Here is a 24,274-nt window from a genome sequence, read left to right on the forward strand (position 1 = left end):
GGACGTGCGCTGGACCCGGAACATCCGAGCGGCCGCGCTGGTGGCGGTGGCCGCGCTCGGTCTGACCGCGTGCGGTGGGGGTGGGGGCTCCGACAGCGGCCAGCCCGCCGCGCAGAGCAAGGGCGGGGCGCCGATCGTCGTCGCGTCGTTCAACTTCACCGACAGCCAGATCCTGGCGGAGATCTACGCAGGCGCGCTCGAGGCCAAGGGCTACCCCGTCACGCGCAAGCTGAACCTGGGGTCGCGGGAGCTGATCTACCCGTCGCTCAAGTCGGGTGAGCTGCAGTTCCTGCCCGAGTACCAGGGCGCGGCGATCACCACGGGCTTCGGCAAGGACGCGGTGAAGACGGCCGACGGTGAGCACCAGCAGCTCACCGAGCTGTTCGCGCCGGACGGCATCGCGCTGCTGAACTACGCCGCGGCCGAGGACAAGAACACCTACATCATGAAGGCCGACCTCGCGAAGGCCAACGGCATCACGAGCATCAGCGACCTCAAGAAGCTGCCCAAGGTCGTCATGGCCGGGCCGCCGGAGTGCGAGTCGCGGCTGCCTTGCTACAAGGGCTTCACCGACGTCTACAAGCTGACGAACACCTCGTTCCAGACCGTGCAGGAAGCCGGGCCGCGCGTGCAGCAGCTCAATTCCGGTGCGGCGACCGTGATCCCGGTCGACTCGGTGAGCCCGCTGGTCGGCGACCCGCAGTACGTGGCGCTGAAGGACGACCTGCAGATCGTGCCGACGGAGAACGTGGTGCCGGCGGTGAACAAGAAGGTGCTCGACGAGCGTGGCGCCGACTTCGCGGCCGTCGTCAACGCTGTCTCGGCGAAGCTGACCACCGAGGGGATGCGCGAGCTGAACAAGCGCGTGGACTCCGACGGTGACCCGGCTGCCGACGTCGCGAAGGACTGGCTGACGCAGCAGGGCCTCGCCTGAGCGTGCGCAACGCGAAACGGGCCGTCCGGGACTTTCCGGGCGGCCCGTTTTCGTGTGACCCTCGGCGGGAAACCCCTGGTGACGCGGTGCCCGATCGGGTGGTGTGCGAAGGTGGCGCGTGAGGGGTTCTCCAGTACAGCTGAGGAGCGAGATGGGTAAGGTCACGGCCACCGCGGAGCGCACGATCGACGCGCCGGTGGACAGGGTTCGCGAGCTGGTCGCCGACTACGCCGAGACCCGGCCGAAGCTGCTCACCGAGCACTACCGCGACTACGAGGTCACCGAGGGTGGCGTGGGCGCGGGCACCAAGGCGAGCTGGAAGCTGCAGGCCACGTCGAAGCGCGTGCGCGACGTCGCCGCGACCGTGAGCGAGCCGTCGCCGGGCACCCTCGTGGAGACCGACGCGAACTCCAGCATGGTCACGACCTGGACGGTTTCGCCTTCCGGCGCGGGCAGCGTCGTGCGGATCCAGACGAGCTGGGACGGCGCCGGTGGCGTTGGCGGTTTCTTCGAGAAGACCTTCGCGCCCGGTGGGCTGAAGAAGATCTACGACGGCGTGCTCGGCAAGCTCGAGGAGATCGTGTAGCGCCTGCCACGCGGCCGGGCACACTGTGCCGATCATTACTAATCCGACCACAGTCACGGCCGAATGGCTTCGTAACAACGGTTACGTGCCGCTTGGGGGGTCGGCCTACTTTTGGCCGGATCAGTAATCGGGAATGATCGCCCCGGTTGGCTCGTTGGGGCGAAGGTATGCGGGGCGATGGCCCCGGTTCAGGCCTCTTCGATTTGGAGTTCAGTGGTGAACGCACCGACCCAGGCGACCGAGATCCGGCTCGCGTCCCGTCCGCACGGCGTCCCGACGCCGGCCAACTTCGACGTCGTCGACATCGACATCCCGACGCCGGCCGAAGGTCAGCTCTTGGTGCGCAACGTGTTCATGAGCGTCGACCCGGCCATGCGCGGCCGCATGAACGACGCGAAGTCCTACGCGCCGCCCTACGCGGTCGGCGAGGCGATGAGCGGTGGCGCGGTCGGTGAGGTCGTGGAGTCCACTGTGGATGGCTTCAAGCCCGGTGACCACGTGCTGCACCAGCTCGGCTGGCGCACCCACGCCGTGGTCGACGCGACGAAGGTCGTGAAGGTCGACGGTTCCGTCGCGCCGCTTTCGACGTACCTGGGCGTGCTCGGCATGCCGGGCCTCACCGCGTACGCCGGGCTCCTGGTGACCGCGGAATTCAAGCCGGGCGACACGGTCTTCGTCTCCGGCGCGGCCGGCGCGGTCGGTTCGCTCGTCGGCCAGCTGGCGAAGCTCAAGGGCGCCAAGCGCGTGATCGGCAGCGCGGGCTCGGCCGAGAAGGTCCGCCACCTCGTGGAGGACCTCGGCTTCGACGCGGCCTTCAACTACAAGGACGGCCCCGTCGCCCAGCAGCTGGCCGCCGCCGCGCCCGAGGGCATCGACGTCTACTTCGACAACGTCGGCGGCGAGCACCTCGAAGCCGCCATCGCGTCGATGAACCTCCACGGGCGCATCACGGTGTGCGGCATGATCTCGCAGTACAACGCCACCGAGGCGACGCCGGCGCCGCGCAACCTGGTGCAGATCATCGCCAAGCGCCTCACGATCCGCGGCATGCTCGTGCTCGACCACTGGCACCTCCAGCAGCAGTTCGTGTCCGAGGTGGCGCCCCTGGTGGCCTCCGGCGAGATCAAGTATTCGGAGACCATTGTGGACGGCATCCGCAACGCGCCGGACGCCTTCCTGGGCCTTCTCAACGGCGCGAACACCGGCAAGATGCTGGTGCGGCTCAGCTGATCTCGGCGGCCAGCTCGGGCAGGCTCGTCGCCGTGTGGGTGGCGGGCCGGCCCGGAAGGGTTCGCTGCCCGGTTCTCGCTATCAACGCCGTCTCCATGCCGACCGCCTCGGCGCCGGCCAGATCCCACCCGTGCGCGGCGATCATCACGGCTTTCGTTGTGCGGTAGGCGTTCAGCACCTGCCGGTACGGCTCGGGCGCGGGCTTGAGCCGGCTCACCTGCTGTGCGGAGAAGATCCGGTCGAACCTCTTCGCGAGCCCCGCGTTCTGCAACTGCGCCTCCGCCGTGGCGAGCGGCGAGTTCGTCAACGCGACGACTTGGTGGCCGGCTCGCTTGAGCGTTCGGAGCGCTTCGTCGACATCGGCGTGCGCGGGCAGGGACCGCAGCCCGTCGCCGATCCTGGCCAGGTCGTTGTCCGTGAGCTCACGGCCATACCGGTCCGCGGTGTCCACGGCGGCCAGCCCGGCGATCTCCGCGAAGTCCCGGTACCCGCCGGCCGCCGTCACGGCCAACGCCGTGTGCACCACCAGCGCGAACCACTCCTGCCGTGCCGTGGGGCTCCCCGTGAGCTCGCGGAACAGCGGATCGAGCGCCCGGAGGTCGAGCAGTGTCTCGTTCACGTCGAACACGCAGAGCATGCGCACTCACCTCACTGCGTCCGGTACGCCTCGATCACGATGCGCGCCGCTCGCGTCGACTTGGCCACCACCTGCTCGGCCGAGTAGCCCATGCGCGGTGACACTCCGTCCAGGTACAGCGCCCCGTAGCCGTGGGATTGGGCGTTGAGCTGTTCGAGGAGTTCGAGGGCGTCGGCGTGGCCGTCGGTGACGGCGAGGCTGAGGGTGAGGAACGTGTCGAACAGGGCGCGGCGCTGGTCGTGCATCTCGGTGTACTCGGGGTTGGCCAGGCCGTCGGCGAAGAGGACCGCGTAGCCGAGGCGGGTGTCGATGAAGAAACGCGTGTAGGCGCCGAGTGCGGAGGCCAGGCGGGTGACCGGGTCGGACTCCTCGGCGATGACCTGGTCGACCAGGTCGCGCAGGCGGCAGGCGGCCGCGGCGGCGACGGCGGCCAGCAGGCTGGACCGGTCGGGGAAGTGGCGGTACGGCGCGGCGGCGGAGACGTTCGCACGCTTCGCGACCTGGGCGACGGAGAAGCCCTCCAGGCCCTGCTCGGCGATCAGGCCGAGTGACACGCGCACGAGCTCGGCGCGCAGGTCGCCGTGGTGGTACTTGCCGCCCATGTCGTGGATCACACCCGATCTCGGTCGCGCGGATGTAAGACCCCTCTTACTATAGAAGATGTAAGAGGGGTCTTACATGGTCCGGGCGGCGGAGCCCGGAATCGTCTGGAGGATTTCATGACCACCACCACGCCCGCCATCGCAGCACCGGCCGCGGGACAGCCGCTCGCGCCGACGACGATCGAGCGCCGCGACCTGCGTCCGGACGACGTGCTGATCGACATCGCCTTCGCCGGCATCTGCCACAGCGACATCCACCAGGCCCGTGACGAGTGGGGCGGCTCGACCTTCCCGATGGTGCCCGGCCACGAGATCGCCGGCGTCGTCGCCGCCGTCGGCTCGGGCGTCACGAAGTACCAGGTCGGCGACCGCGTCGGGGTCGGCTGCATGGTCGACTCGTGCGGCGAGTGCGAGTACTGCATCGCCGGCACGGAGCAGTTCTGTGTGAAGGGCAACGTGCAGACCTACAACGGCGTCGGCTTCGACGGCGAGGTCACCTACGGCGGTTACAGCCGCCAGGTTGTGGTGAAGGACGCCTTCGTGTGCCGTATCCCGGAGGGCATCGGCCTCGACGTCGCCGCACCGCTGCTGTGCGCGGGCATCACCACGTACTCGCCGCTGCGCCAGTGGGGCGCGGGCCCGGGCAAGAAGGTCGCGGTCGTCGGCTTCGGCGGGCTCGGCCACATGGCCGTGAAGCTCGCCGCGGCGATGGGCGCCGAGGTCACCGTGCTGAGCCAGAGCCTGAAGAAGCAGGAAGACGGCCTCAAGCTCGGGGCGAAGGACTACTTCGCCACCAGCGACGAGTCCACTTTCGACGTTCTGCGCGGCCGGTTCGACCTGGTGCTCAACACGGTGTCGGCGAAGCTGCCGGTGGACGCTTATCTGAGCCTGCTGCGCGTCGGCGGCGCGATGGTGAACGTCGGTGCGCCCGGCGAGCCGTTGGAGTACAACGTTTTCTCGCTGCTGGGCGGCAACAAGATCCTCGCCGGCTCGATGATCGGTGGCATCGCCGAGACCCAGGAGATGCTCGACTTCTGCGCCGAGCACGGCGTCGGTGCCGAGATCGAGACGATCACCGCCGACCAGGTCAACACCGCCTACGAGCGCGTGGAGAACAGCGACGTGCGCTACCGCTTCGTGATCGACGCGTCCACGATCGGCGCCTGACCGGCCGCGCGGCCTGCGCTCAGAACACCATCGTCCGGTTGCCGTGCACCAGCACGCGGCCCTCGAGGTGCCAGCGCAGGCCGCGCGCCAGCGTCACCTTCTCGATGTCGCGGCCCTTGCGCACGAGGTCGTCGACGGAGTCGCCGTGGTCCACGCGGATCACGTCCTGCTCGATGATCGGGCCGGCGTCGAGGTCGGCCGTCACGTAGTGGCAGGTCGCCCCGATCAGCTTCACGCCGCGCACGTGCGCCTGGTGATAGGGCCGCGCGCCGATGAACGACGGCAGGAAGCTGTGGTGGATGTTGATCGCCCGCCCGGCCCACTCGTCGCACAGATCGGCCGGCAGCACCTGCATGAACCGCGCCAGCACCACGGCGTGGGGGTCGTAGTCGTTGACGAGCTTGCGCACCTGGGCGAACGCCTCGGCCTTCCCGTCGGCCGGGAAAGGCACGTGGTAGAACGGAATCCCGTGCGCCCGCGTGATGTCGGCGAGCGACGCGTGGTTGCCAATCACCGCCGCGATGTCCACGTCCAGCTCCCCGGACGCGACGCGGCCCAGCAGGTCGTACAGGCAGTGCCCGGCCTTCGAGACGAGCACGACCGCGCGCGGCCGCTCACCCGTGTCGCGCACCTGCCAGCTCGACTCGGCCGACAGCTCCTCCGCGACGGCGGCGAACCGCGCCCGCAACCCGTCGGCGTCGAACGGCAGCGACCCCGCCAGCACGACCTGGCGCGTGAAGAACCAGCCCGAGTCCGGGTCGGTGTGGTACGCCGCCTCCACGATCATCCCGCCGTGGTCGGCGAGGAAGCCCGAGATGCGGGCGATGATGCCGGTGCGGTCGGGGCAGCCGAAGGTGAGCACGTAACGCTGGGGATCAGGCACGCCCACCATTCTCGCCGGTGCTGGTCAGGGCGCCGCGAGGGGCTCGGTGAGTGCGACCTGGCCCACCATTCGCGCGGCGTTCGGCCGGCCCCAGAGGGCGCGGTAGACGTCGTCGGGTGAGCCGGTGATGGTGAGGTCCGCGGGGCCATCGCCCAACGTCGGCACCTCGCCGGAGCGAAGAACCACCATCCACGCCCGGTCTCCGGTTTCGATCCGCACGACGCCGTCCTGCTGAGCGGCCCGGCGGGGGACGAAGAACGTCAGGAACTCGTCGATCCCGTCCAGCGCGAAGACGTCCGCGTACCGCGTGGCCGGCGGCTCGGGCAGGGCGCTCTCCGCGTCCAGCCGGTGGATCGCCGTCTCGTGCGCCAGGCGCCGCGCCCAGCGGCCGACGGTCAGCAGGCCACCGCCGGGGAACGGCGACCGCACCGGGGTCTCGCCAGGCAGCCGGAGGGCTTCGCGGACGGCGAGGCGCTGGCCGTCCCACCGGCCGAGCGCGTCGGCCCAGTCGGCGGGCGGCAAGGGGTCAGCGGGGCGGTCCGTGATCGCCGCGACCGTGGACGAGAGCCCCGTCACCAGGTGCGTCACCAGGTCGTTCATCGTCCACTTCGGACAGTTGTGCAGGCGCGCGGACGGGCCCGCCGTCAGGGCCGCCGCCTTCAGCCGGTCGGCGTGGATGTCGATCGCCTCGGTCAGGTGCATCGCCCGACCGTAGCCGTCGCAGGCGAAGGCGGCGGCCGAACTCGATGAGGGTGACCAAGCCGAGGCCGAGGAGGAACGACAGGAGCAGGCCCTTCACCGGCTCGTCGGCGAACGTCGCGCCGCCGACCAGGCCGATGAGCACGCTGTAGACCGACCACACGGCGGCGCCGACCGCGTCGAGCGGCATGAAGCGGCGCAACGGGTAGCCGAGGCTGCCCGTCGCCAGCGCGCTCGCCACGCGGCCGCCCGGCAGGTAGCGCGCGGCGATGATCAGCAACGGCGCCTGCCGCCGCACCTGCTCGCGCGCCCATTCGTAGCGCTGCCGCCCCGACGGCCCGCGCTGCAGCCGCGCGATCGCCCGCAGTCCGGCGGCCCGGCCCACCGCGTAGCCGAGGCAGTCGCCGGCCCACGCCCCGGTCGCCGCGACGAGCGCCAGCAGCGCCAGCCGCTCCGGGTCGGGCCCGAGGAGGACCGCGACCGTCACCACGGTCGTCTCGCTGGGCATGAACGGCAGCAACGCGTCCAAGCCCGCGACGGCGAACACGAGCACCCAGAGCCACGGCGAACCCAGCGCGCCGCGCAGCAGGTCGGTGACGTGTTGAAGCAGTTCCACCCGCCCATGGTGATCACCGCAGGTCACCACCGGGTGACACCGCGGGGGTGGGTCGGTGAACAGGTGGGATTCGTACCCGGACGACGCATTCGTACCCACACTGATCAGCCCAGTCGGGCACTCTGTGTAGTCAACTCAGAGCGGGTTCACACTGTCCCACGGCACCGTCAGCTCCCCGAGCCGCCAGCGCTCCGGCCGGCCGAGCAGCGGCCAGCCGCGGTCCCGCAGCAGGCCCACCGCCGACACCCACCGCGCCCGCACGCCGAACGACCGGTGCGGCGCCGCGGCGGCCCAGCAGTCGTCCAAAGCGGACAGGAACGCGTGCACCGGTTCGCCGGGAACGTTGCGGTGGATGAGAACCTTGGGCAGTCGTTCGGCCACAATGGACGGACGATCCAGCTCAGCGAGCCGCATCGACACCGTCAGCGAAACCGGGCCGGCCGCGCCCACGACGACCCACGACGCCAGCCGTCCGATCTCGTCGCAGGTGCCCTCGACGATCAGCCCCTCGTCGGGCATCGCGTCGAGCATCACCTTCCACGCCCCGGCGACCTCGTGCTCGGCGTACTGGCGCAGCACGTTGAACGCCCGCACCACCACCGGCCGCGCGCCCGCCAGCTCGAATCCGCCGCGGCGGAAGTCCAGCCACGGAGGGTCGGCGGCGCGGCGCGCGAACGCCACTCGCTCGGGATCGATCTCCAGTCCGAGCACCCGGACGTCGGCGCGGACCCGGCGAAGCCACCGCTGGAGCTCGATGGTCGTCACGGGTGACGCGCCGTAGCCGAGGTCGACCACGAGCGGGTCGGGCGTTCGCCGCAACAGCCGCGTCACCGCGGGGTCGTTCGCGAGCCAGCGATCGACTCTGCGTAACCGATTGGGATTGGTGGTGCCCCTCGTCGGGGCGCCCACCGGGCTCAGGCGTGCTCGGCCAGCCACGACGCGGTGAAGTCGGCTTCGCGAGCCAACAGGTTCGTCACCTGCTGGGCCACGAACTCCTCGATCTTCCCGCCGAACAGCGGGATCCGCACCGTCACCTCGCCGGACGTCCGGAACTCCACGCGCTCACCGCGTGGCGTCAGGAAGGTCTGCGCGCCGATCTCGCCCGGAACGCCGCTCACGCTGACCTCGACCTGGCCCGTGTACGCGTCGCCGGAGCGCTGCCACACCTGCTTGCGGTGCACGACGATGTCGCCCCGGTGCAGCGCCTGCACGGCCTGGGGGAGGCGCTGCGCGGCGATGCCGTGCCGCAGTTCGTAGCGCACGGTGTCGCCGTCAACAGCATGTGCAAGGAGCGCGGCGTTGTCGCCGCCCAGCTCCTTCAGGCGCGCCCGCAGCGCGTCCTCACCGGACACGGCGGCCAGCACGGCCCCGAGTCCGGCGGAGAACTCGGCACGGTGCTCGATCCGGGATCCCATGGGCCGGACAGTACCGTTAGGCAGCGTGAACCCCGTCGAAACGCCCGCGCCGCCGCGCCTCGCCGAGTACACGACGCTGCGCCTCGGAGGGCCCGCGCGCCGGTTCGTGCGCGCCACGACCAGCGACGATCTCGTCGCCGCTGTGCGCGAGGCCGACGCCGCCGGCGAGCGCGTGCTGCTGCTCGGCGGCGGTTCGAACCTCGTGGTCGCCGACAGCGGGTTCCCCGGCACGCTCATCCAGGTCGCGAACACCGGTTGGACGCGCGACGGCGACGTCGTCGAGGCCGCCGCCGGGCAGGAGTGGGACGCGTTCGTGGCCGGGCTCGTGGCCGCGGGCATCGGCGGGCTCGAATGCCTGTCCGGCATTCCGGGTTCCGTCGGCGCGACGCCGATCCAGAACGTCGGCGCGTACGGCTGCGAGGTCGCGGAGTCGATCGTCTCGATCGAGCTCTACGACCGCGCCGCGCGCGAGGTGCGCACGGTCAAGGCCGACGAGCTCGGCTTCGCCTACCGCACCAGTGTGCTCAAGGGCACTGACAGCGGCGTGGTGCTCAGCGTGCGCTTCCGCGTGGACCCGGCCGGCGAGTCGGCGCCCATCCGCTACGCCGAGCTCGCGCGCACGCTCGGGGTCGAGATCGGCGCGAGAGTCCCCGCCGCCGCCGCGCGCGCCGCGGTCCTGGGCTTGCGCCGCGGCAAGGGCATGGTCCTCGACCCGGCCGACCACGACACGTGGAGCGCCGGCTCGTTCTTCACGAACCCGATCGTCCCGTCGGCCGACGCCGAGGCCGTTCTGCAGCGGATCACCGCGGTCGTCGGCCCGGACGTCGCCGTACCCCAGTACCCGGCCGACGCCGGCGTGAAGCTGTCCGCCGCCTGGCTGATCGAACGCGCCGGCTTCGCGAAGGGCCACCCCGGTCCCGGCGCCCGTGCCTCGCTGTCGACGAAACACACCCTCGCCCTGACCAACCGCGGCACCGCCACCACGACCGATCTGCTCACCCTGGCCCGTGAAGTCCGCGACGGCGTGCGTGACCGCTTCGGGGTGACGCTGCACCCGGAGCCGTTGCTGATCGCCTGCTCGCTCTGACTCGTCCCAACCTCGCGCTGGGCTCGTCACAACCCCGTCACCAGCAGCCGGACCGCGCAACCGCCCGGTGGATGAAACGTCTTGTCGACAAGACGCGGGCCACATGGACTGGGTGAACCCGGTGCCGGCAGGTAACGTCGAGTCGCTCACCGGCGCTGACAGCGTGGAAGCATCCGCCGGTGCGGGGGCCGTCGTGGTCCGAAAAAGGGGAGGTTCACGGGGATGGAACGGCGCACGGTGTTCAAGGCGGTGCTCGCCGCGGGGGCGGGGGCGCTCGCGGCCGCGTGTTCGACCACCACGAACGGCACGGCGCTGCCGCTCGGCGGGAGCGGGGAGGACGGCGGCAAGCCTGTGGACCCGGTGGCGAAGATCACCGCCACGCCGGCCGTCGACGCGAAGGACGCGGACGTGCGCGAGCCCGTGGTCGTGAAGGTGACCTCCGGCAAGCTCAGCGAGGTGAAGGTCACCAACTCCGACGGCGACACCGTCAAGGGCGACCTCGCGGCCGACGGCCTGACCTGGAAGAGCTCCGAATCCCTCGGCTACGGAAAGACCTACACCTACGCCGCCAAGGCCACCGGTACGGACAACCGCCCCGTGGAGCTGAAGGGCTCCTTCGCGACGGTCAACCCGGCCAAGCAGCTGCGCGCCACGCTCAATCCGGCCGACGACGCCCACGTGGGCGTCGCGATGCCGATCAGCGTGAAGTTCAAGGAAGCGCCGAAGGATCGCGCGGCCGTGGAGAAGGCGCTGAAGGTGAAGACCGACGTCGAGGGCTCGTGGGGCTGGCTCTCGCCCACGCAGGTGGACTGGCGGCCGAAGGAGTACTGGCCGGAGAACACGACCGTGGAGGTCGAGGCCAATCTCTACGGCGTCGACCTCGGCGGTGGCGCCTACGGCAAGGCCGACGTCACGACCAAGTTCAAGATCGGCCGCAACCAGGTCGTGAAGGTGAACACCCCCGACCACGTGATGAAGGTCTACCGCGGCGGCTCCGAGTACAAGAGCTACCCGTGCGCCAACGGCCTCGACTCCGATGTGAATCGCAACACGCCCAACGGCACGTTCATCGTGATGTCGAAGGAGCCCACGGCGGTGTTCGACAACGCCCGTTACGGCTACACGAACGTCAACAAGAAGTGGGCCTGCCGCATCTCCAACCACGGCGAGTACATCCACGAAAACCAGGACAACGCAGCCAACATCGGCAAGGCCAACAACTCCCACGGCTGCGTCAACCTGCTGGAAGCCGACGCGAAGGACTACTTCGACTCCGCGCTCATCGGCGACCCCGTGGAGGTGACCGGTTCGCAGCTGTCCAGCCCCACCGGCTCCGACGTCAAGGACTGGTTCTACGACTGGTCCACCTGGAAGACGCTGTCGGCGGCCAAGTGAAGCGTGCTACGAACTGACGTCGTGAACACCGAAGTGGTCGGTACCTCCGGCGTGCGCATCGCGGTGCGCGTCGAGGGTGCCCAGAACTCCCGTCCGATCGTCTTCGTGCACGGCTGGGCCCAGTCGTCGCGCGCGTGGGCGGCCCAGCTGGCCGACCCGGCGCTCACGGAGCGGTTCCGCCTGGTGGCGATGGACCTGCGGGGCCACGGTGCGTCCGACGTCCCGGCGGGCGGCTACGACGACCCGCGCCAGTGGGCCGACGACCTCGCCGCCGTGCTCGACTTCGCCGGCCCCGACGCGATCGTCGTCGGCTGGTCCTACGGCGGGCTCGTGATCACCGACTACCTGCGGGTGCACGGAACCGCACGGCTGGCCGGGATCGTGCTCGTCGGTGCCATCACGGAGATCGGCCGGGGCCGCGAAGGCGGTAAGACCGGATCGGTCATGCGGGCCGCGCTGCCCGCGGCGCTCTCGGACGATCCCGAGGTCGCCGTGCCGGCGTTGGTCGAGTTCAGCCGGGCCCAGGCCAACGCCTCGGTGCCCGGGACGTTCGCGCAAGCCCTGCTCGGGATGTCTTTGGCGGTGCCGCCGGCCGTGCGCGCGGCGCTGTTCAAGCGCGACGTGGAGAGTTCGGAAGTGCTGGCCAAGGTCGACAAACCGGTGCTGGTCGTGCACGGCACGGCCGACCGGGTGGTCGATCCGTCGGCAGCGGAATATTCGGCCGGGAAGATTCCGGGGGCAGTTCTGCGTTGGTTCGTTGATGCGGGGCATCTGCCGTTCGTCGAGGACGCGGGGGAGTTCAACTCCGCGCTGCGGCGGTTCTCCGGGGAAACAGCCGAGTAGCGCACACAGGAGTAGTGACCAGGTGACCATCTCCTCTCTGTCGGGGTTCCGTGCTGCGCCGCGTCGCATCGCGGTGCTGTCCGTGCACACCTCGCCGCTCGAACAGCCGGGCACCGGCGACGCGGGCGGCATGAACGTGTACGTGCGCGAGACCGCCACCGAGATGGCGCGCCGAGGCGTCGAGGTCGAGGTGTTCACGCGCGCGACCTCGTCGGACCAGCCGCCGCTGGCCGAGCTGGCGCCGGGCGTGACCGTTCGCCACGTGCAGGCCGGCCCCTTCGAGCCGCTGGGCCGCGACGAGCTGCCCGCGCAGCTGTGTGCGTTCACCTCGGGTGTGCTGCGCGCCGAGGCGTTCCACGAGCCCGGCTACTACGACCTCATCCACTCGCACTACTGGCTCTCCGGCCAGGTCGGCTGGCTGGCGCGCGACCGCTGGGGCGTACCGCTGGTCCACACCGCGCACACGCTGGCGAAGGTCAAGAACTCACTGCTCGCCGACGGCGACAAGCCCGAGCCGCGCACCCGGGTGATGGGCGAGGAGCAGGTGGTGACCGAGGCCGACTGCCTGGTCGCCAACACCCAGGTCGAGGCGCGTCAGCTCGTGGACCTCTACGGCGCCGATCCGCACGCGGTGCACGCCGTGCCGCCGGGGGTCGACCTCGACCGCTTCACGCCGGGCTCGCAGGCGCTGGCGCGCGACGCGTTCGGGCTGCCGCGCGACGCCGTGGTGCTGGCGTTCGCGGGCCGGATCCAGCCGTTGAAGGCGCCGGACGTGCTGCTGCGCGCGGCCGCCGAGCTGCTGACCCAGCGGCCGGAGCTGCGCTCGAAGCTCGTGGTGCTCGTGGTCGGGGGGCCGTCGGGCACCGGTCTGGAGCAGCCGCAGGCGCTCAAGGAGCTGGCGTGCACCCTGGGCATCCAGGAGCAGGTGCGCTTCCTGCCGCCGCAGCCGGGGCAGAAGCTCGTGAACGTGTTCCGCGCGGCCGACGTGGTGGCCGTGCCGAGCTACAACGAGTCGTTCGGCCTCGTGGCGCTGGAGGCGCAGGCCTGCGGCACGCCCGTGGTGGCCGCCGAGGTCGGCGGGCTGCCGGTCGCGGTGCCGCACGGCGTGTCGGGACTGCTCGTGCCTTCGCACACGGCCACCGACTGGGCGGACGCGCTGGCGGCCGTCGCGCTGCGTCCGGAACGCCGGCGTGAGCTCGGTGCCAACGCCGTGCTCCACGCCCGCCGCTTCTCCTGGAGCCGCACCACGGACTCGCTGCTGGAGATCTATGCTCAGGCGACCAAGGCGTTCCGCGGGGCGCTCGAAACGCGGGCGGAGGTGGCGGTGTGAGCCTGGACGCGACGATCAAGTCCACTTTGGACGCCGCCGAGCTCAAGTACGACCGGCGTGGCGAAGGAAAGTACTTCGTGACGTTGCCGGGGACCAAGAAGCTCCAGACCAACTGCTGGCTCGTGGACGGCGACCACGCGTTCTCCGTGGAGGCGTTCGTGTGCCGCCGCCCGGACGAGGCGCACGAGCAGGTGTACCGCTTTCTGTTGCAGCGCAACGCCCGGCTCTACGGCGTGCACTACACAGTGGACAGCATCGGCGACATCTACCTCGTCGGGCGCTTCGGCAAGGAGACGGTGACCGACGCCGAGCTGGACAAGATCCTCGGGCAGGTGCTCGAAGCCGCCGACGGTGACTTCAACACGTTGCTGGAGATCGGGTTCGCGTCGTCGATCAAGCGCGAGTGGGACTGGCGCGTGTCGCGCGGGGAGTCGCTGGCGAACCTCCAGGCGTTCAAGCACCTCGTGGCGCCCGAGAAGCCGCACGAGCCGGGCTTGACCGAGTCGTGACTCGGGCCGTGCAACGCCGCTGAGGCCGGGGTCCGTCCGTCTGCCACCCGAGTGGAGGAGGACGGATGAGGACTCGATGGAGATGGGTGCCGGCCGGTGCCGTGTTGCTGGTGGCGCTGGCGGGGTGCACGGCGAACGAGCCGAGCTCGACGGAGGCCGACAGCGGGGTGGCGGCCGCGCCTCAGCAGGGCTTGGCCGAGAAAGCCGCGCCGGCCGTGCCCGCACCGGGAGCGCCGGGGGCTTCCGGTGCTTCGGCCAACGCGCCGGCGGTGGGAGCCACGGGGACCACCGACCGCAAGCTCGCGCGGAGTGCACGGCTGGACCTCTCGACCCCGAAGCTCGACGACGTCGTGTCGCGGGCTCGGGTGATCGCGACCGGAGCCGGCGGGTACACCGGCCAGGAGAGCACGCTGGAGTCGTCCGCGACCCTGAGCCTCGCCGTGCCCGCCGAAAAGCTCGACGGGGTGCTCGACCAGCTCGCCGGGCTCGGCAAGGTCACCAAGCGCGAGCTGAGCTCCCAGGACGTCACCGCCCAGGTGGTCGACGTGGACGCGCGCCTGGCGACCCAGCGCGCGAGCGTGGACCGGATCCGGGCGTTGCTGGCGAAGGCGACGTCGATCTCCGAGATCGCGAGTGTGGAGAGTGAGCTCACCACCCGCGAGGCCGCGCTGGAGTCACTCGAACAGCAGCAGAAGGCGCTCGCGGGAAGCGTCGCGATGGCGACGGTGGCACTGTCCGTGACCGCAGAGGTCGTGACCGGTCCCGGGCAGACATCCGATGACTTGCCGGGCTTCCTCGCGGGGCTTGCCGGTGGCTGGGACGCGTTCCTGACCTTCGGCGGCGGCTTCCTGACGGCGCTGGGGGCGATCGCGCCGTTCGCCGTGGTGCTCGGGATCCCGGCCGGGGCGGTGTGGTGGTGGGTGCGCCGGCGGCGTCGTACGCGGCCGGCGGATGACGCGGCTGTCTCCGCCGGACCTGCGGGATAACGGGAAAGGCGGGACGGCTCGAGGGAGGGGGGAGTCGCGATCTCGAGCCGCCCCGCTGAAGTTCCCGCCGATCAAGGACCCGGTGACGAGGGGGATGCCAACGGGGCCGGCGGGCCGCGGCTCGGCAGGGGGGAGACGAGCCGCGGTCATAGCCCGCCGTCAGCCGGGGAGTGCGTGGAATCCGGCTGAGCGGGACATGCCAAACCTGTCAGATGTCCACCTGTAATCACAAGACTACTCGTTACTCCATTCGAGTGAACTTCACTCAGCGGGATAACAGCGCGCAGCACATTGCACCCAATTCGCGGCTTGTTGACGGGCTGACTTCTGTTCGGGTGAAGGTGTTACTATGGAGTAACACACTCTCTGTAGAACATCGTTCAAGCGGGACTCACCAGTCACGAACCTGGTCCGCTCTGGCAGGCTGTGGGCCATGGCCGAACTTGGGACGCTGGTGCTGCTGCGTCACGGACAGAGCACGTGGAACGCGGAAAACCTGTTCACCGGATGGGTGGACGTGCCGCTTTCGGAGACGGGCGAGCGCGAGGCTCGCCAGGGTGGCCAGCTGCTGGCCGAGGCGGGGCTGCTGCCCGACGTGGTGCACACGTCGCTGCTGCGCCGCGCGATCGGCACGGCGAACATCGCCCTCGACGCCGCCGACCGGCACTGGATCCCCGTCAAGCGCGACTGGCGGCTCAACGAGCGCCACTACGGAGCGCTGCAGGGCAAGAACAAGAAGCAGACGCTGGAGGAGTTCGGCGAGGAGCAGTTCATGCTCTGGCGCCGCTCCTACGACACCCCGCCCCCCGCCATCGACCCGGCCGACGAGTTCAGCCAGGCCGGCGACCCGCGCTACGCCAACCTCGGCGACAACGCGCCCCTGACCGAATGCCTCAAGGACGTCGTCGAGCGCCTCCTGCCGTACTGGGAGACCGCGATCGTCCCCGACCTGCGCGCGGGCAAGACCGTGCTGGTCGCCGCGCACGGCAACTCGCTGCGCGCCCTCGTCAAGCACCTCGACGGCATCTCCGACACGGACATCGCCGCCCTCAACATCCCCACCGGCATCCCCCTGCGCTACGACCTCACGGACGACCTCCAGCCCATCAAGCCGGGCGGCCTCTACCTCGACCCGGAGGCGGCGGAGGAAGCCGCCGCCGCGGTGGCGAACCAGGGCCGCTGAGCCCGCTCACCCACGGACGAAGGGCCATCGCGCGAGCTGCGCGGTGGCCCTTCGGCTTATCCGGAGGGTCGCGCGGGGTGGTGCGGGTGTCGGGCTCAGGGTTGCCGGCCCGACCGCGGGCCGCGCAGGCGAGGCCGCCCGTCGTGCGGAGGTCAATGCCGCGGAGCCGACCGGCGCCGTGACCTGTGGTCGCGGCTGGTGCGAACCGTGGCGGGCGAGCTTCCTTCACGACGAAGGGCCATCGCGCGAGCTGCGCGGTGGCCCTTCGGCTTATCCGGAACCGGCCTCAGGCCGCGTTCAGCGGATCGATCGCCGACACCTTCCAGCTGCCGTCCGGTTGGCGGGCGAGGGTGAGGCGGACGGGGATGGTGCGGTCCTGCGGGCCGCCCTGTTGCTGGGTCGAGACGACGGCGTCCAGGAGCACCGTGGCGGTTTTGCCGTCCGCGGAGGTCGACGACACGGCCGCCGCGGACTGGGGGTTGAAGGAAGCCTTGGCGCCGCTGTTTTTCATGCTGTCGACGGTGGTCTGGCGGGTCGCGCGGAACTGCGTGAGCAGTGGGTCGACGGCGACGCTCTCGTAGCCGTCGTACACGGCGTCGGCGTTCTGGGCGTCGACGGTCAGCAGGACCGAACCGGCGTGGCGGGCGGCGGCGAGGGCGGAGTCGCGTGTGACGGCGGGGCGCGGGGCGCCCGGGTCGGCCGTGGGGCCGAGGGTGCCGCGCGGGTTGAGGTTCAGGTCGCTCACGCGCCAGTGGTCGCCGGCGGGGGCGGCGGTCACGAGGACGACCGCGAGTGCCGCGTTGGTCTTGCCGTCGGGGGTCTGGCTCTGCTGCTTGATCGCGGCGAGCACCGTGGCCCCGCTGGGCGACAGCGACGCGACACCCGAATCGACCACGTGCGTCTGCGTCTTCACCGCAGCGGTCTTGATCTGCGCGAAGGTCTGGTCGAACTGCGTGCGCGCGTTGCCGGTGAAGTACTCCTGCTCGTTCTTCGCCACCGTGGCCGTGTCCGTGGAGTCGAAGCTGAACACGGTCTCCACGGCCTTCTTGATCCCCGCGGACGCGTCGCTGGTGGCCTTCGCGTCCACGTAGGCCAGGTTGGCGGGCTGCGGCGGAACCACGGCCTTCCCGCCCACCGCCGAGCTGCACCCCGCGGACACCAGACCGAGCAGGGCCACCGACACCACGACACCACGCCTCACAGCAGACCGGCCTCCTTCGCGCGCGCCCCGGCCTGGAACCGCGACGTCGCCCCCAACGCTGCCATCAGCTCCGCGACGTAGCGCCGGTAGGTCCGCAGGCCGACGCCCATCGTGCGCGCCGCGGTCTCGTCGGTGCAGCCCGACAGCAGCAGGTCCAGCAGCCGCGGCGTGTTCTGCCGCAGCTCGGCGAAGCGCGTTTCGAACGCCGCGAGATCCGTCGACGAGCGCCACGCGGCCTCGAACAGCGACGAGATCCCGTTGACCAGGTCGGGTCGCGAAAGGACGGTGTAGCTGCGCCCGTCGGGCGTGACCTCGGCGGCGAGGATCGCGAGGCGGCCGTCGAGGATGATCGTCTCGTTGATCTCGCGCTCGCTGATGCGGATCTGCGCGCCCAGCGAACGCAGCAGGCGCAGGTGCTCGACGCTCGCCTCGTCCAGCAGCACGCTCGGCAGGTAGATCTTGCGCGCCCGCCGGCCCTGCAGGTCCGGCACCGCGCGCACGCCGGTGCCCGGGCGTGAGGCGGCCCAGGTGTAGAGGGTGTTCGCGGCGCACGCGATGTCCGTGGCGCTGCCGAACAGGTGGGCGGTGCGGTCGAACAGCTCGCGTTCGCCGCGCACGGTCACGACGTCGTCGACTCGAGTCACGCGTCCCAGTGTCCCCCCGATGAGATCCGGTGGCAGCTTCCTGCCAATCCGGGCGCCCCGAACCCCGCCGGGACACGCTGGAAGTCATGACCCAGACAGCACTTCCCGCCGCGGCCGCCGGCACGTGGCGGCTCGGTTCCCTGACCGTCAACCGCCTCGGCTTCGGCGCCATGCGGCTCGTCCCGTTCGCGGGCGGCACCAGTGCCGACCGCGAGCGCGCCCTCACCGTCCTGCGCCGTGCGCTCGAACTCGGCGTGAACCACATCGACACGGCGGCCTTCTACTTCACGCCGGAGTTCTCCTCCAACGAGATGATCAACACCGCCCTCTCGCCGTACGCCGACGACCTGGTCCTGACCACGAAGGTCGGTCCCGGCCGCGACCCGTCCGGCGAGTTCCTGCCCTTCGCGCGCCCCGACCAGCTGCGCGGCCAGGTCGAGGAGAACCTGCGCCAGCTCGCGCGCGACCACATCGACGTGGTCAACCTGCGCATCGGCACGGGCCTCGGCCGCGGCACGGGCTCCATCGCCGAGCACTTCGGCGCGCTGGCCGAGCTGCGCGACGCCGGCCTCATCCGCGAGCTGGGCATCTCCAACGTCGGCCCCGAGCACCTCACCGAGGCGCTCGCGATCGCGCCCGTGGTGTGCGTGCAGAACCAGTACGGCCTCACCGCCGTCCGCGAGGACGACGAGCTGCTGCGCCTCTGCGGTGAACACGGCGTGGCCTTCGTGCCGTGGTTCGCCGTCGCGAGTGGACAAACCGACGAATCCGGGGTCGAAGAGCGCGTGGCGGCCGTCGCGAAGCGCCACGACGCCACATCGGCCCAGGTCCGTCTCGCGTGGACGCTCGCGCAAGGTGATCACGTGCTCGCGATCCCGGGCACGGGCAACCCGGACCATCTGGCACAGAACGTCGCCGCCGCGCAGCTGCGCCTGACGGCCGACGATCTTGCCGACCTCGACGGAGCGTGAACATCCTGCGGGAAGGTCTCGGGAGGGTGAACAGGGCCTGACACCAGGGCGAACATGTCGCCCGTAGGTGTCACGCGCCTCACGACCGGGCTTCCAAGACTGGTCCGAAAGGCTACCGGGATGCTTACGATTCCTTTGTGACCACGCCAGTTGCCCTGATCTCGGCCATCGGCGCTCTTGTCGTCGGCGCGGTCGTCGGGTTCCTCATCGCCCGGGCGCGAGCCCGGAAGGAGACGGCACGGCCGGTGGGACCGACCGTGGCGGAGCTCCTCGAACGGCTGATCCGGTCGTCCCGGAGCGGCGTTGTCGTCCTCAACCGCTTCGGTGACCTCGTGCTGCACAACCCGAGGGCCTACGAACTCGGCCTGGTTCGCGTGAACCAGGCCGACCCGCGGGCCCGTGCCGCCGCCGAGCAGGTGGTGGAGACCGACGAGCCGATGGAGATCGACCTGTCGCCGCTTGAGAACCGCGGGCGGCGCCAGCCGGAGGCGGTGCTCGGCGAGGTCCGCCCGCTCGGCGACGGCTTCACCGTGGTCGAGGCCGTGGACCACTCCGAGGCCATCCGCCTGGAGGCCGTGCGGCGCGACTTCGTGGCCAACGTGAGCCACGAGCTCAAGACCCCGGTCGGCGCGATCGCGCTGCTCACCGAGGCCGTGCTCGACGCCGCCGACGACGTGGACGAAGTCCGCCGCTTCGGCAGCAAGATCCTCCGCGAGTCGACCCGGCTAGGCACGCTCGTGACCGAGCTGATCGCGCTTTCGCGCCTGCAGGGCGCCGAACGGCTGCCGGACCTCAACGTCGTCGAGGTCGACGCCGTGGTGCGGGAAGCGCTCGGCCGGACAACGTTGTCAGCGGAGTCGGCGGAGATCACCATCACCACCGACACGGCCAGCGGCCTGCTCATCGAAGGCGACCGGACGCTGCTGGTCACGGCCCTGTCGAACCTGCTGGAGAACGCCGTCGCGTACTCGTCGCCGGGCAGCCCGGTGTCGATCTCGCGCCGGCTCGCCGACGGCATGGTCGAGATCGCCGTGACCGACCGCGGCATCGGCATCGCCGAGGACGAGCAGCAGCGCGTGTTCGAGCGCTTCTACCGCGCGGACAAGGCCCGCTCCCGCGCCACCGGCGGCACGGGGCTGGGCCTGGCGATCGTGAAGCACGTCGCGGCCAACCACGGCGGTTCGGTGGGCCTGTGGAGCAGACCCGGCACCGGGTCCACGTTCACGCTGCGGATCCCCGCGCACGTCAGCCCCGAGCCCGGCGGCGACGGCGCGCGCGGCGGCAAGCAGACCCAGCCCGCCACCGTGGTGCGGCAGGACAAGACCCCCGAGCGGACACCCCGGCTCGTGGCAACCGGGCAGGAGCTCTCCGGCCCAGACCATGGAGGAAACCTGTGACGAGGGTTCTCATTGTCGAGGACGAAGAGTCCTTCGCCGACCCGCTCGCCTTCCTGTTGCGCAAGGAAGGTTTCACGGCCGCGGTGGCCGGGACGGGACAGCAGGCGCTCGAGGAGTTCGACCGCAACGGTGCCGACATCGTGCTGCTCGACCTCATGCTCCCGGGCATGAGCGGCACGGACGTGTGCAAGCAGCTGCGCCAGCGTTCGGCCGTGCCGGTGATCATGGTGACGGCGCGCGACAGCGAGATCGACAAGGTCGTGGGCCTGGAACTGGGCGCCGACGACTACGTGACGAAGCCGTACTCGGCCCGGGAGCTCATCGCGCGCGTGCGCGCGGTGCTGCGCCGCGGCGGCGAGCCGGGCGCGGAGGGCGAGCTGGCCCCGCTGGTGCTCTCGGCCGGGCCGGTGCGGATGGACGTCGAGCGCCACGTCGTGACCGTGGATGGCGCGGAGGTTTCGCTGCCGCTCAAGGAGTTCGACCTCCTGGAGTACCTGCTGCGCAATGTGGGCCGCGTGCTCACGCGCGGCCAGCTGATCGACCGCGTGTGGGGCGCCGACTACGTCGGGGACACCAAGACCCTCGACGTGCACGTGAAGCGCCTGCGCTCGAAGATCGAGCCCGACCCGGGCTCCCCGCGCCACCTCGTGACGGTGCGCGGCCTCGGGTACAAGTTCGAGACGTGAGCCGGCGGTAGGGAAAACACCGGAGCACGGCCGGGATGGCGGGGTTTTTTCTTGCCACCCCGGCCGTTTTCGCTCCTGGGGAAACGCCTCATTTTTCACCCTGCGCGGGCGCTCGGGCACGCAGAGTCGAGCCCGGACCGAGTGGTGTTGGTTACAGTTTCGAGACCTGGCTGTGAGACCGGTACGCTGGATCCTCGTGCGCCTAGGGGTACTCGACGTCGGGTCCAACACCGTCCACCTGCTGGTGGTCGACGCCCATCGTGGTGCGCACCCAACACCCATGCACTCGGAGAAGGCCGTGTTGCGCCTCGCCGAGCAGATCACGCGAACCGGAGACCTCAGCCGCGCGGGGTCCGACCAGCTGGTGCGGGCCGTGGAGTCGGCGCGGGCCGCGGCCGTGCGGCTCGGGTGCGAAGACGTGATGGCGTTCGCGACGTCGGCCGTGCGCGAGGCCAAGAACTCGGCGAAGGTGCTGGCCAGGGTCGCGGACGAGACCGGCGTCGAGCTGAAGGTGCTCTCCGGCGTCGACGAGGCGCGCCTGACGTTCCTGGCCGTGCGCCGGTGGTTCGGCTGGTCGGCCGGCCAGGTGCTGGTGCTCGACATCGGCGGCGGCTCGCTGGAGGTCGCGATGGGCCGCGACGAGGAACCTGTGCTCGCGGAGTCGCTGCCGCTGGGAGCCGGGCGCACCACGCGCACGCGCTTCCGCCACGACCCGCCGACACGCTCGGAGGTCGTGGCGACCTCGGCGTGGCTGGAGGACCAGCTCAGCGGGCTCGCGAAGAAGGTCGCGAAATGGGGTGAACCCGATCGGGTGGTGGCGACGTCGAAGACGTTCCGCTCCCTGGCCAGGCTCACCGGCGCGGCCCCCTCGGCGGCCGGCCCGCGCGTGCGCCGTACGCTCACGGACACCGCGTTGCGCCAGCTCATCGCCTTCATCTCGCGCATGCCCGCAGCGGACCTCGCACAACTCGAGGGAGTCAGCTCGAGCCGGTCGCACCAGCTCGTGGCGGGTGCTCTGGTGGCGCAAGCCGCCATGCGGGCGCTTTCCCTCGAAGAACTCGAGATCTGCCCGTGGGCACTGCGAGAGGGTGTCATCCTGCGACGGCTGGACCATTCCAACGGCGCGGACGAAACTGGGGCCGCCCTCGCCGGCGTTTCGGCGAACGGGGAGGACCGGTGACAGCAGTGGACTGGACTTCGGTGACGGAAAACAGGCACGGTGAAGAGGTGACGGACATGCACAGCACGGTGTTCAGCGCGCGCGGCGCCGCCTGCGTCCGGCCGCCGGCACCTGCCGTGGCCAACCCCGAGCGCGCTTTGGACAGCACGGTATGACCGACGAGAACGGCGCCCCGCCCCAGAAGACCGTGGCCGAACTGCTCGCCCAGCACGGGCAGCAGGTCGAGGGTTCACGGCGGCGCAGGCGTCGCGCAGCGGAAGACGACGACGCCCCCGAGCAGCCGCCGGAGGGCGGCCGCCGCGCGGCGGGCGTGAGCGACACCGCTCCGCAGGCGATCATCGACCGCGTGACCAGCGACGGCGGCACTCCGCCGCCGCCTTCGCGTTCGGCGGGTGGCCGTCGTCGTTCGGACGGGCCCGCGGCCCCCGCGCCGCGCGCGGTGCCGCAGGAGTCGGGGCCGTTGCAGCGTCCGCCTGCTGCTCCTCCCGCGCCGCCCGCCGGTCCCCAGGGGCCGGGTGGGATGGCCGGTCCTGGTCCCGCGGGTCCGGGTGGACCTGGTCCGTCCGGTCCGCCGACGCGGTCGGTCCGCCCGGTGAACGGGCAGCAGGATTCCGGGTTCGTGCGCCAGCCGCCGCAGGAGTCGGGGCAGTTCGCCCGCCCGCAGGAGTCCGGCCAGTTCGTGCGGCCGCAGGAGACGGGGTACACCCGCCCGCCCGGGCCGCCGCAGGAGTCGGGTCAGTTCGTGCGACCGCAGGAGTCGGCGCAAATGCCGGTTCCGCCTTCGCCCGAGTCGAGCCAGTTCGTGCGTCCGCCGGCGCCGCCGCAGGAGTCCGGCCAGATGCCGGTGCCGCCGCGGGGACGTCCCACGCGTCAGCAGCCGGTGCCGCCGCCGGGTGCGGAAGAGACCCGCAACCAGGTGCCGCCGGTCCGCCGCCGTCCCGGCCCGCCGCCCGCGCCGGGTGGCACGCTCGCGTCGCGGCTCGACGGTCTCGACGGAACGCCCGACGCCGACGTGCCCGAGCCGCCCATGGCCAGCGGCGCGTTCCCGACGGGTGCGCCGCAGCGTCCGCGCCGGGCGCCGGCCCGCCGGCCCGCGCCGCAGCAGGACCCGCACACGGAGCAGTTCGACGCCGTGGCCGGCGTGGAGCCGGAGGCGCCTGAGGTGGCGCCCGGTCCCGGTGGTCCTGGCCCCGGTGGCCCCGGCTCGGCTGGTCCTGGTCCTGGTGGTCCTGGTGGTCCGCCCGCGCAGCCGCCAGGCTTGGCGGGCTGGCGCAAGCGTCGTCAGCAGGAACAGCTCGAGGACACCGAGATCGGCGTGATGCCGGTCGTCCCGGGCGAACCCGCCGACGCCTACGCCGACGAGGACTACGCGGCCGACGACTACGCCGAGCCGTACCCACCCGAAGGCGACTACGACGGCGGCCCGCCCACCATGGCCGCCCCCGCCGACTTCGACGCCGGCCCGCCCACCGCGGGCTACCCGGCGCCCATGCCGTTCGCCCCGGGCGGCGGCCCCGTCGACGACGACCTGTCCGAGTACGAACGCGAGTTCGCCCAGCCGGGCTCCCCGGACTTCGACGGCGACGACTACGGCTACGACCAGCACGGCGACTACGAGGACGACTACGACGACGTCGCCCCCGAAGAACCCGCCGCCCCCGCGGCTGCCGAGCCGGTCCCCGAAGGCTCCCCGGGCAAACAGTGGCTCACCCTCGCGGGCCAACTGGCCCTCGGCGTCGTCGGCGGCGCCGCCGTCTGGCTCGGCTTCAACTGGCTCTGGGTCAACCTCGCCCCGGCCGCCCTCGTGGGCGCGCTGCTGGTGATCGTGGCTCTGGTGTGGATCGTCCGCAAGATCCGCCGCGCCGAAGACCTGCAGACCACGCTGCTGGCCATCCTGGTCGGCCTGGTCGTGACCGTTTCCCCCGCAGCCCTGTTGCTGGTGGGGCGCTAGGCACCTATCGCGTCGGAACTCCCGGCCCCCGCTTCGGCGGGCCGGGAGTTCTCGCATTTCGGCCCCCGGCCCGGCACACCCCCACCCACCTCACCCCCATGCGGCGTTCGTTGCGCTCAACGCACCGAACGCCACATTGGCG

At 71.1% G+C, this 24,274-nt stretch carries 26 protein-coding genes; 17 read left to right on the plus strand and 9 right to left on the minus strand.

What is annotated here, in order from left to right; translation table 11 throughout:
- Positions 1-4 precede the first annotated feature (4 nt).
- From ACFY1H_RS11265 to ACFY1H_RS11275, 3 genes are all read left to right on the plus strand, one after another.
- Complete coding sequence (locus ACFY1H_RS11265) at positions 5-934, plus strand: ABC transporter substrate-binding protein (protein WP_366577761.1); 930 nt, start codon at positions 5-7, stop codon at positions 932-934.
- Between the two features lie 151 nt (positions 935-1,085).
- Positions 1,086-1,520, plus strand: coding sequence for an SRPBCC family protein (locus ACFY1H_RS11270; RefSeq protein WP_366577763.1), 435 nt, complete (start codon positions 1,086-1,088; stop codon positions 1,518-1,520).
- 216 nt (positions 1,521-1,736) lie between these two features.
- Positions 1,737-2,750 carry an NADP-dependent oxidoreductase gene (locus ACFY1H_RS11275; RefSeq protein ID WP_366577764.1) on the plus strand — a complete coding sequence of 338 codons (1,014 nt, stop codon included), beginning with the start codon at positions 1,737-1,739 and terminating at the stop codon, positions 2,748-2,750.
- Here ACFY1H_RS11275 and ACFY1H_RS11280 read toward each other — a convergent pair.
- Together ACFY1H_RS11280 and ACFY1H_RS11285 are read right to left on the minus strand one after the other, a co-directional pair.
- A complete protein-coding gene (locus ACFY1H_RS11280; RefSeq protein ID WP_386946189.1) occupies positions 2,743-3,387 on the minus strand; it encodes a haloacid dehalogenase type II in 645 nt (214 codons plus the stop codon). The genes ACFY1H_RS11275 and ACFY1H_RS11280 overlap by 8 nt on opposite strands.
- An 11-nt stretch (positions 3,388-3,398) precedes the next feature.
- Positions 3,399-4,001 (minus strand): TetR/AcrR family transcriptional regulator, encoded by a 603-nt coding sequence (locus ACFY1H_RS11285; protein WP_366577767.1) that lies wholly within the window; start codon positions 3,999-4,001, stop codon positions 3,399-3,401.
- A gap of 105 nt (positions 4,002-4,106) precedes the next feature.
- Here ACFY1H_RS11285 and ACFY1H_RS11290 point away from each other — a divergent pair, with 105 nt between their 5' ends.
- Positions 4,107-5,156, plus strand: a complete 1,050-nt coding sequence (locus tag ACFY1H_RS11290) for an NAD(P)-dependent alcohol dehydrogenase (RefSeq protein ID WP_386946191.1) — start codon at positions 4,107-4,109, stop codon at positions 5,154-5,156.
- Positions 5,157-5,175: 19 nt separating this feature from the next.
- On the opposite strand, the gene purU is transcribed toward ACFY1H_RS11290, so the two are convergent.
- From purU to ACFY1H_RS11315, 5 genes are all read right to left on the minus strand, one after another.
- On the minus strand, positions 5,176-6,048 hold the full coding sequence (purU, locus tag ACFY1H_RS11295) for a formyltetrahydrofolate deformylase (protein WP_366577771.1): 873 nt from the start codon (positions 6,046-6,048) through the stop codon (positions 5,176-5,178).
- Between the two features lie 15 nt (positions 6,049-6,063).
- Positions 6,064-6,663, minus strand: a complete 600-nt coding sequence (locus ACFY1H_RS11300; RefSeq protein ID WP_366577924.1) for a maleylpyruvate isomerase N-terminal domain-containing protein — start codon at positions 6,661-6,663, stop codon at positions 6,064-6,066.
- Entirely contained in the window at positions 6,566-7,354 is a 789-nt protein-coding gene (locus ACFY1H_RS11305) for a VTT domain-containing protein (RefSeq protein WP_366577773.1), read from the minus strand. Before ACFY1H_RS11305 ends, ACFY1H_RS11300 begins: the two co-directional genes overlap by 98 nt.
- Before the next feature lie 135 nt (positions 7,355-7,489).
- Entirely contained in the window at positions 7,490-8,290 is an 801-nt protein-coding gene (locus ACFY1H_RS11310; protein ID WP_366577775.1) for a class I SAM-dependent methyltransferase, read from the minus strand.
- A complete protein-coding gene (locus ACFY1H_RS11315; protein WP_366577777.1) occupies positions 8,269-8,769 on the minus strand; it encodes a DUF2505 domain-containing protein in 501 nt (166 codons plus the stop codon). Before ACFY1H_RS11315 ends, ACFY1H_RS11310 begins: the two co-directional genes overlap by 22 nt.
- 25 nt (positions 8,770-8,794) lie before the next feature.
- Between ACFY1H_RS11315 and ACFY1H_RS11320 the strand changes: the two genes are divergently transcribed.
- The 7 genes from ACFY1H_RS11320 to ACFY1H_RS11350 all read left to right on the plus strand — a co-directional run bounded on the left by ACFY1H_RS11320 (position 8,795) and on the right by ACFY1H_RS11350 (position 16,102).
- Positions 8,795-9,856 (plus strand): UDP-N-acetylmuramate dehydrogenase, encoded by a 1,062-nt coding sequence (locus tag ACFY1H_RS11320; RefSeq protein WP_366577779.1) that lies wholly within the window; start codon positions 8,795-8,797, stop codon positions 9,854-9,856.
- 222 nt (positions 9,857-10,078) lie between these two features.
- Positions 10,079-11,251, plus strand: a complete 1,173-nt coding sequence (locus ACFY1H_RS11325) for an Ig-like domain-containing protein (protein ID WP_366577781.1) — start codon at positions 10,079-10,081, stop codon at positions 11,249-11,251.
- 21 nt (positions 11,252-11,272) lie between these two features.
- On the plus strand, positions 11,273-12,094 hold the full coding sequence (locus ACFY1H_RS11330) for an alpha/beta hydrolase (RefSeq protein WP_366577782.1): 822 nt from the start codon (positions 11,273-11,275) through the stop codon (positions 12,092-12,094).
- A 22-nt stretch (positions 12,095-12,116) separates the two neighbouring features.
- Entirely contained in the window at positions 12,117-13,424 is a 1,308-nt protein-coding gene (gene mshA / locus ACFY1H_RS11335; protein ID WP_386946194.1) for a D-inositol-3-phosphate glycosyltransferase, read from the plus strand.
- Positions 13,421-13,933, plus strand: coding sequence for a YbjN domain-containing protein (locus ACFY1H_RS11340; RefSeq protein ID WP_220245921.1), 513 nt, complete (start codon positions 13,421-13,423; stop codon positions 13,931-13,933). The genes mshA and ACFY1H_RS11340 overlap by 4 nt, the downstream gene beginning before the upstream one ends.
- A 65-nt stretch (positions 13,934-13,998) precedes the next feature.
- The gene (locus ACFY1H_RS11345; RefSeq protein WP_366577786.1) at positions 13,999-14,919 is read left to right on the plus strand and encodes a DUF4349 domain-containing protein; all 921 of its coding nucleotides are present in this window, start codon (positions 13,999-14,001) and stop codon (positions 14,917-14,919) included.
- 433 nt (positions 14,920-15,352) lie between these two features.
- Positions 15,353-16,102, plus strand: a complete 750-nt coding sequence (locus ACFY1H_RS11350) for a phosphoglyceromutase (RefSeq protein WP_366577788.1) — start codon at positions 15,353-15,355, stop codon at positions 16,100-16,102.
- A gap of 286 nt (positions 16,103-16,388) precedes the next feature.
- On the opposite strand, the gene ACFY1H_RS11355 is transcribed toward ACFY1H_RS11350, so the two are convergent.
- Together ACFY1H_RS11355 and ACFY1H_RS11360 are read right to left on the minus strand one after the other, a co-directional pair.
- On the minus strand, positions 16,389-17,303 hold the full coding sequence (locus ACFY1H_RS11355; RefSeq protein ID WP_386946197.1) for a hypothetical protein: 915 nt from the start codon (positions 17,301-17,303) through the stop codon (positions 16,389-16,391).
- Positions 17,300-17,947, minus strand: coding sequence for a DNA-binding response regulator (locus tag ACFY1H_RS11360; protein WP_366577792.1), 648 nt, complete (start codon positions 17,945-17,947; stop codon positions 17,300-17,302). The genes ACFY1H_RS11355 and ACFY1H_RS11360 overlap by 4 nt, the downstream gene beginning before the upstream one ends.
- An 86-nt stretch (positions 17,948-18,033) precedes the next feature.
- On the opposite strand from ACFY1H_RS11360, the gene ACFY1H_RS11365 reads away from it, so the two are divergent.
- The 6 genes from ACFY1H_RS11365 (at position 18,034) to ACFY1H_RS11390 (ending at position 24,132) form a co-directional block, all read left to right on the plus strand.
- Positions 18,034-18,918, plus strand: coding sequence for an aldo/keto reductase (locus tag ACFY1H_RS11365; RefSeq protein ID WP_386946198.1), 885 nt, complete (start codon positions 18,034-18,036; stop codon positions 18,916-18,918).
- 137 nt (positions 18,919-19,055) lie between these two features.
- Positions 19,056-20,315: an ATP-binding protein gene (locus tag ACFY1H_RS11370; RefSeq protein WP_366577796.1), complete on the plus strand. Its 1,260-nt coding sequence runs from the start codon at positions 19,056-19,058 to the stop codon at positions 20,313-20,315.
- Positions 20,312-21,001 carry a response regulator transcription factor gene (locus ACFY1H_RS11375; RefSeq protein WP_204091841.1) on the plus strand — a complete coding sequence of 230 codons (690 nt, stop codon included), beginning with the start codon at positions 20,312-20,314 and terminating at the stop codon, positions 20,999-21,001. The genes ACFY1H_RS11370 and ACFY1H_RS11375 overlap by 4 nt, the downstream gene beginning before the upstream one ends.
- A gap of 196 nt (positions 21,002-21,197) precedes the next feature.
- Complete coding sequence (locus ACFY1H_RS11380) at positions 21,198-22,181, plus strand: Ppx/GppA phosphatase family protein (protein WP_366577798.1); 984 nt, start codon at positions 21,198-21,200, stop codon at positions 22,179-22,181.
- The gene (locus ACFY1H_RS11385) at positions 22,178-22,336 is read left to right on the plus strand and encodes a hypothetical protein (protein ID WP_366577800.1); all 159 of its coding nucleotides are present in this window, start codon (positions 22,178-22,180) and stop codon (positions 22,334-22,336) included. Before ACFY1H_RS11380 ends, ACFY1H_RS11385 begins: the two co-directional genes overlap by 4 nt.
- Complete coding sequence (locus tag ACFY1H_RS11390; RefSeq protein WP_386946201.1) at positions 22,333-24,132, plus strand: hypothetical protein; 1,800 nt, start codon at positions 22,333-22,335, stop codon at positions 24,130-24,132. The genes ACFY1H_RS11385 and ACFY1H_RS11390 overlap by 4 nt, the downstream gene beginning before the upstream one ends.
- Positions 24,133-24,274 lie beyond the last annotated feature (142 nt).

Source organism: Amycolatopsis sp. NPDC001319 (genome assembly GCF_042896185.1).
Lineage (GTDB): Bacteria > Actinomycetota > Actinomycetes > Mycobacteriales > Pseudonocardiaceae > Amycolatopsis.

What these genes read in the sequence shown, in the direction of transcription:
- ACFY1H_RS11270 (WP_366577763.1), top strand. Translation starts at nt 1,086, where the DNA reads ATGGGTAAGGTCACGGCCACCGCGGAGCGCACGATCGACGCGCCGGTG.
- ACFY1H_RS11280 (WP_386946189.1), bottom strand. Translation starts at nt 3,387, where the DNA reads ATGCTCTGCGTGTTCGACGTGAACGAGACACTGCTCGACCTCCGGGCG.
- ACFY1H_RS11290 (WP_386946191.1), top strand. Translation starts at nt 4,107, where the DNA reads ATGACCACCACCACGCCCGCCATCGCAGCACCGGCCGCGGGACAGCCG.
- purU (WP_366577771.1), bottom strand. Translation starts at nt 6,048, where the DNA reads ATGGTGGGCGTGCCTGATCCCCAGCGTTACGTGCTCACCTTCGGCTGC.
- ACFY1H_RS11315 (WP_366577777.1), bottom strand. Translation starts at nt 8,769, where the DNA reads ATGGGATCCCGGATCGAGCACCGTGCCGAGTTCTCCGCCGGACTCGGG.
- ACFY1H_RS11325 (WP_366577781.1), top strand. Translation starts at nt 10,079, where the DNA reads ATGGAACGGCGCACGGTGTTCAAGGCGGTGCTCGCCGCGGGGGCGGGG.
- ACFY1H_RS11345 (WP_366577786.1), top strand. Translation starts at nt 13,999, where the DNA reads ATGAGGACTCGATGGAGATGGGTGCCGGCCGGTGCCGTGTTGCTGGTG.
- ACFY1H_RS11350 (WP_366577788.1), top strand. Translation starts at nt 15,353, where the DNA reads ATGGCCGAACTTGGGACGCTGGTGCTGCTGCGTCACGGACAGAGCACG.
- ACFY1H_RS11365 (WP_386946198.1), top strand. Translation starts at nt 18,034, where the DNA reads ATGACCCAGACAGCACTTCCCGCCGCGGCCGCCGGCACGTGGCGGCTC.
- ACFY1H_RS11390 (WP_386946201.1), top strand. Translation starts at nt 22,333, where the DNA reads ATGACCGACGAGAACGGCGCCCCGCCCCAGAAGACCGTGGCCGAACTG.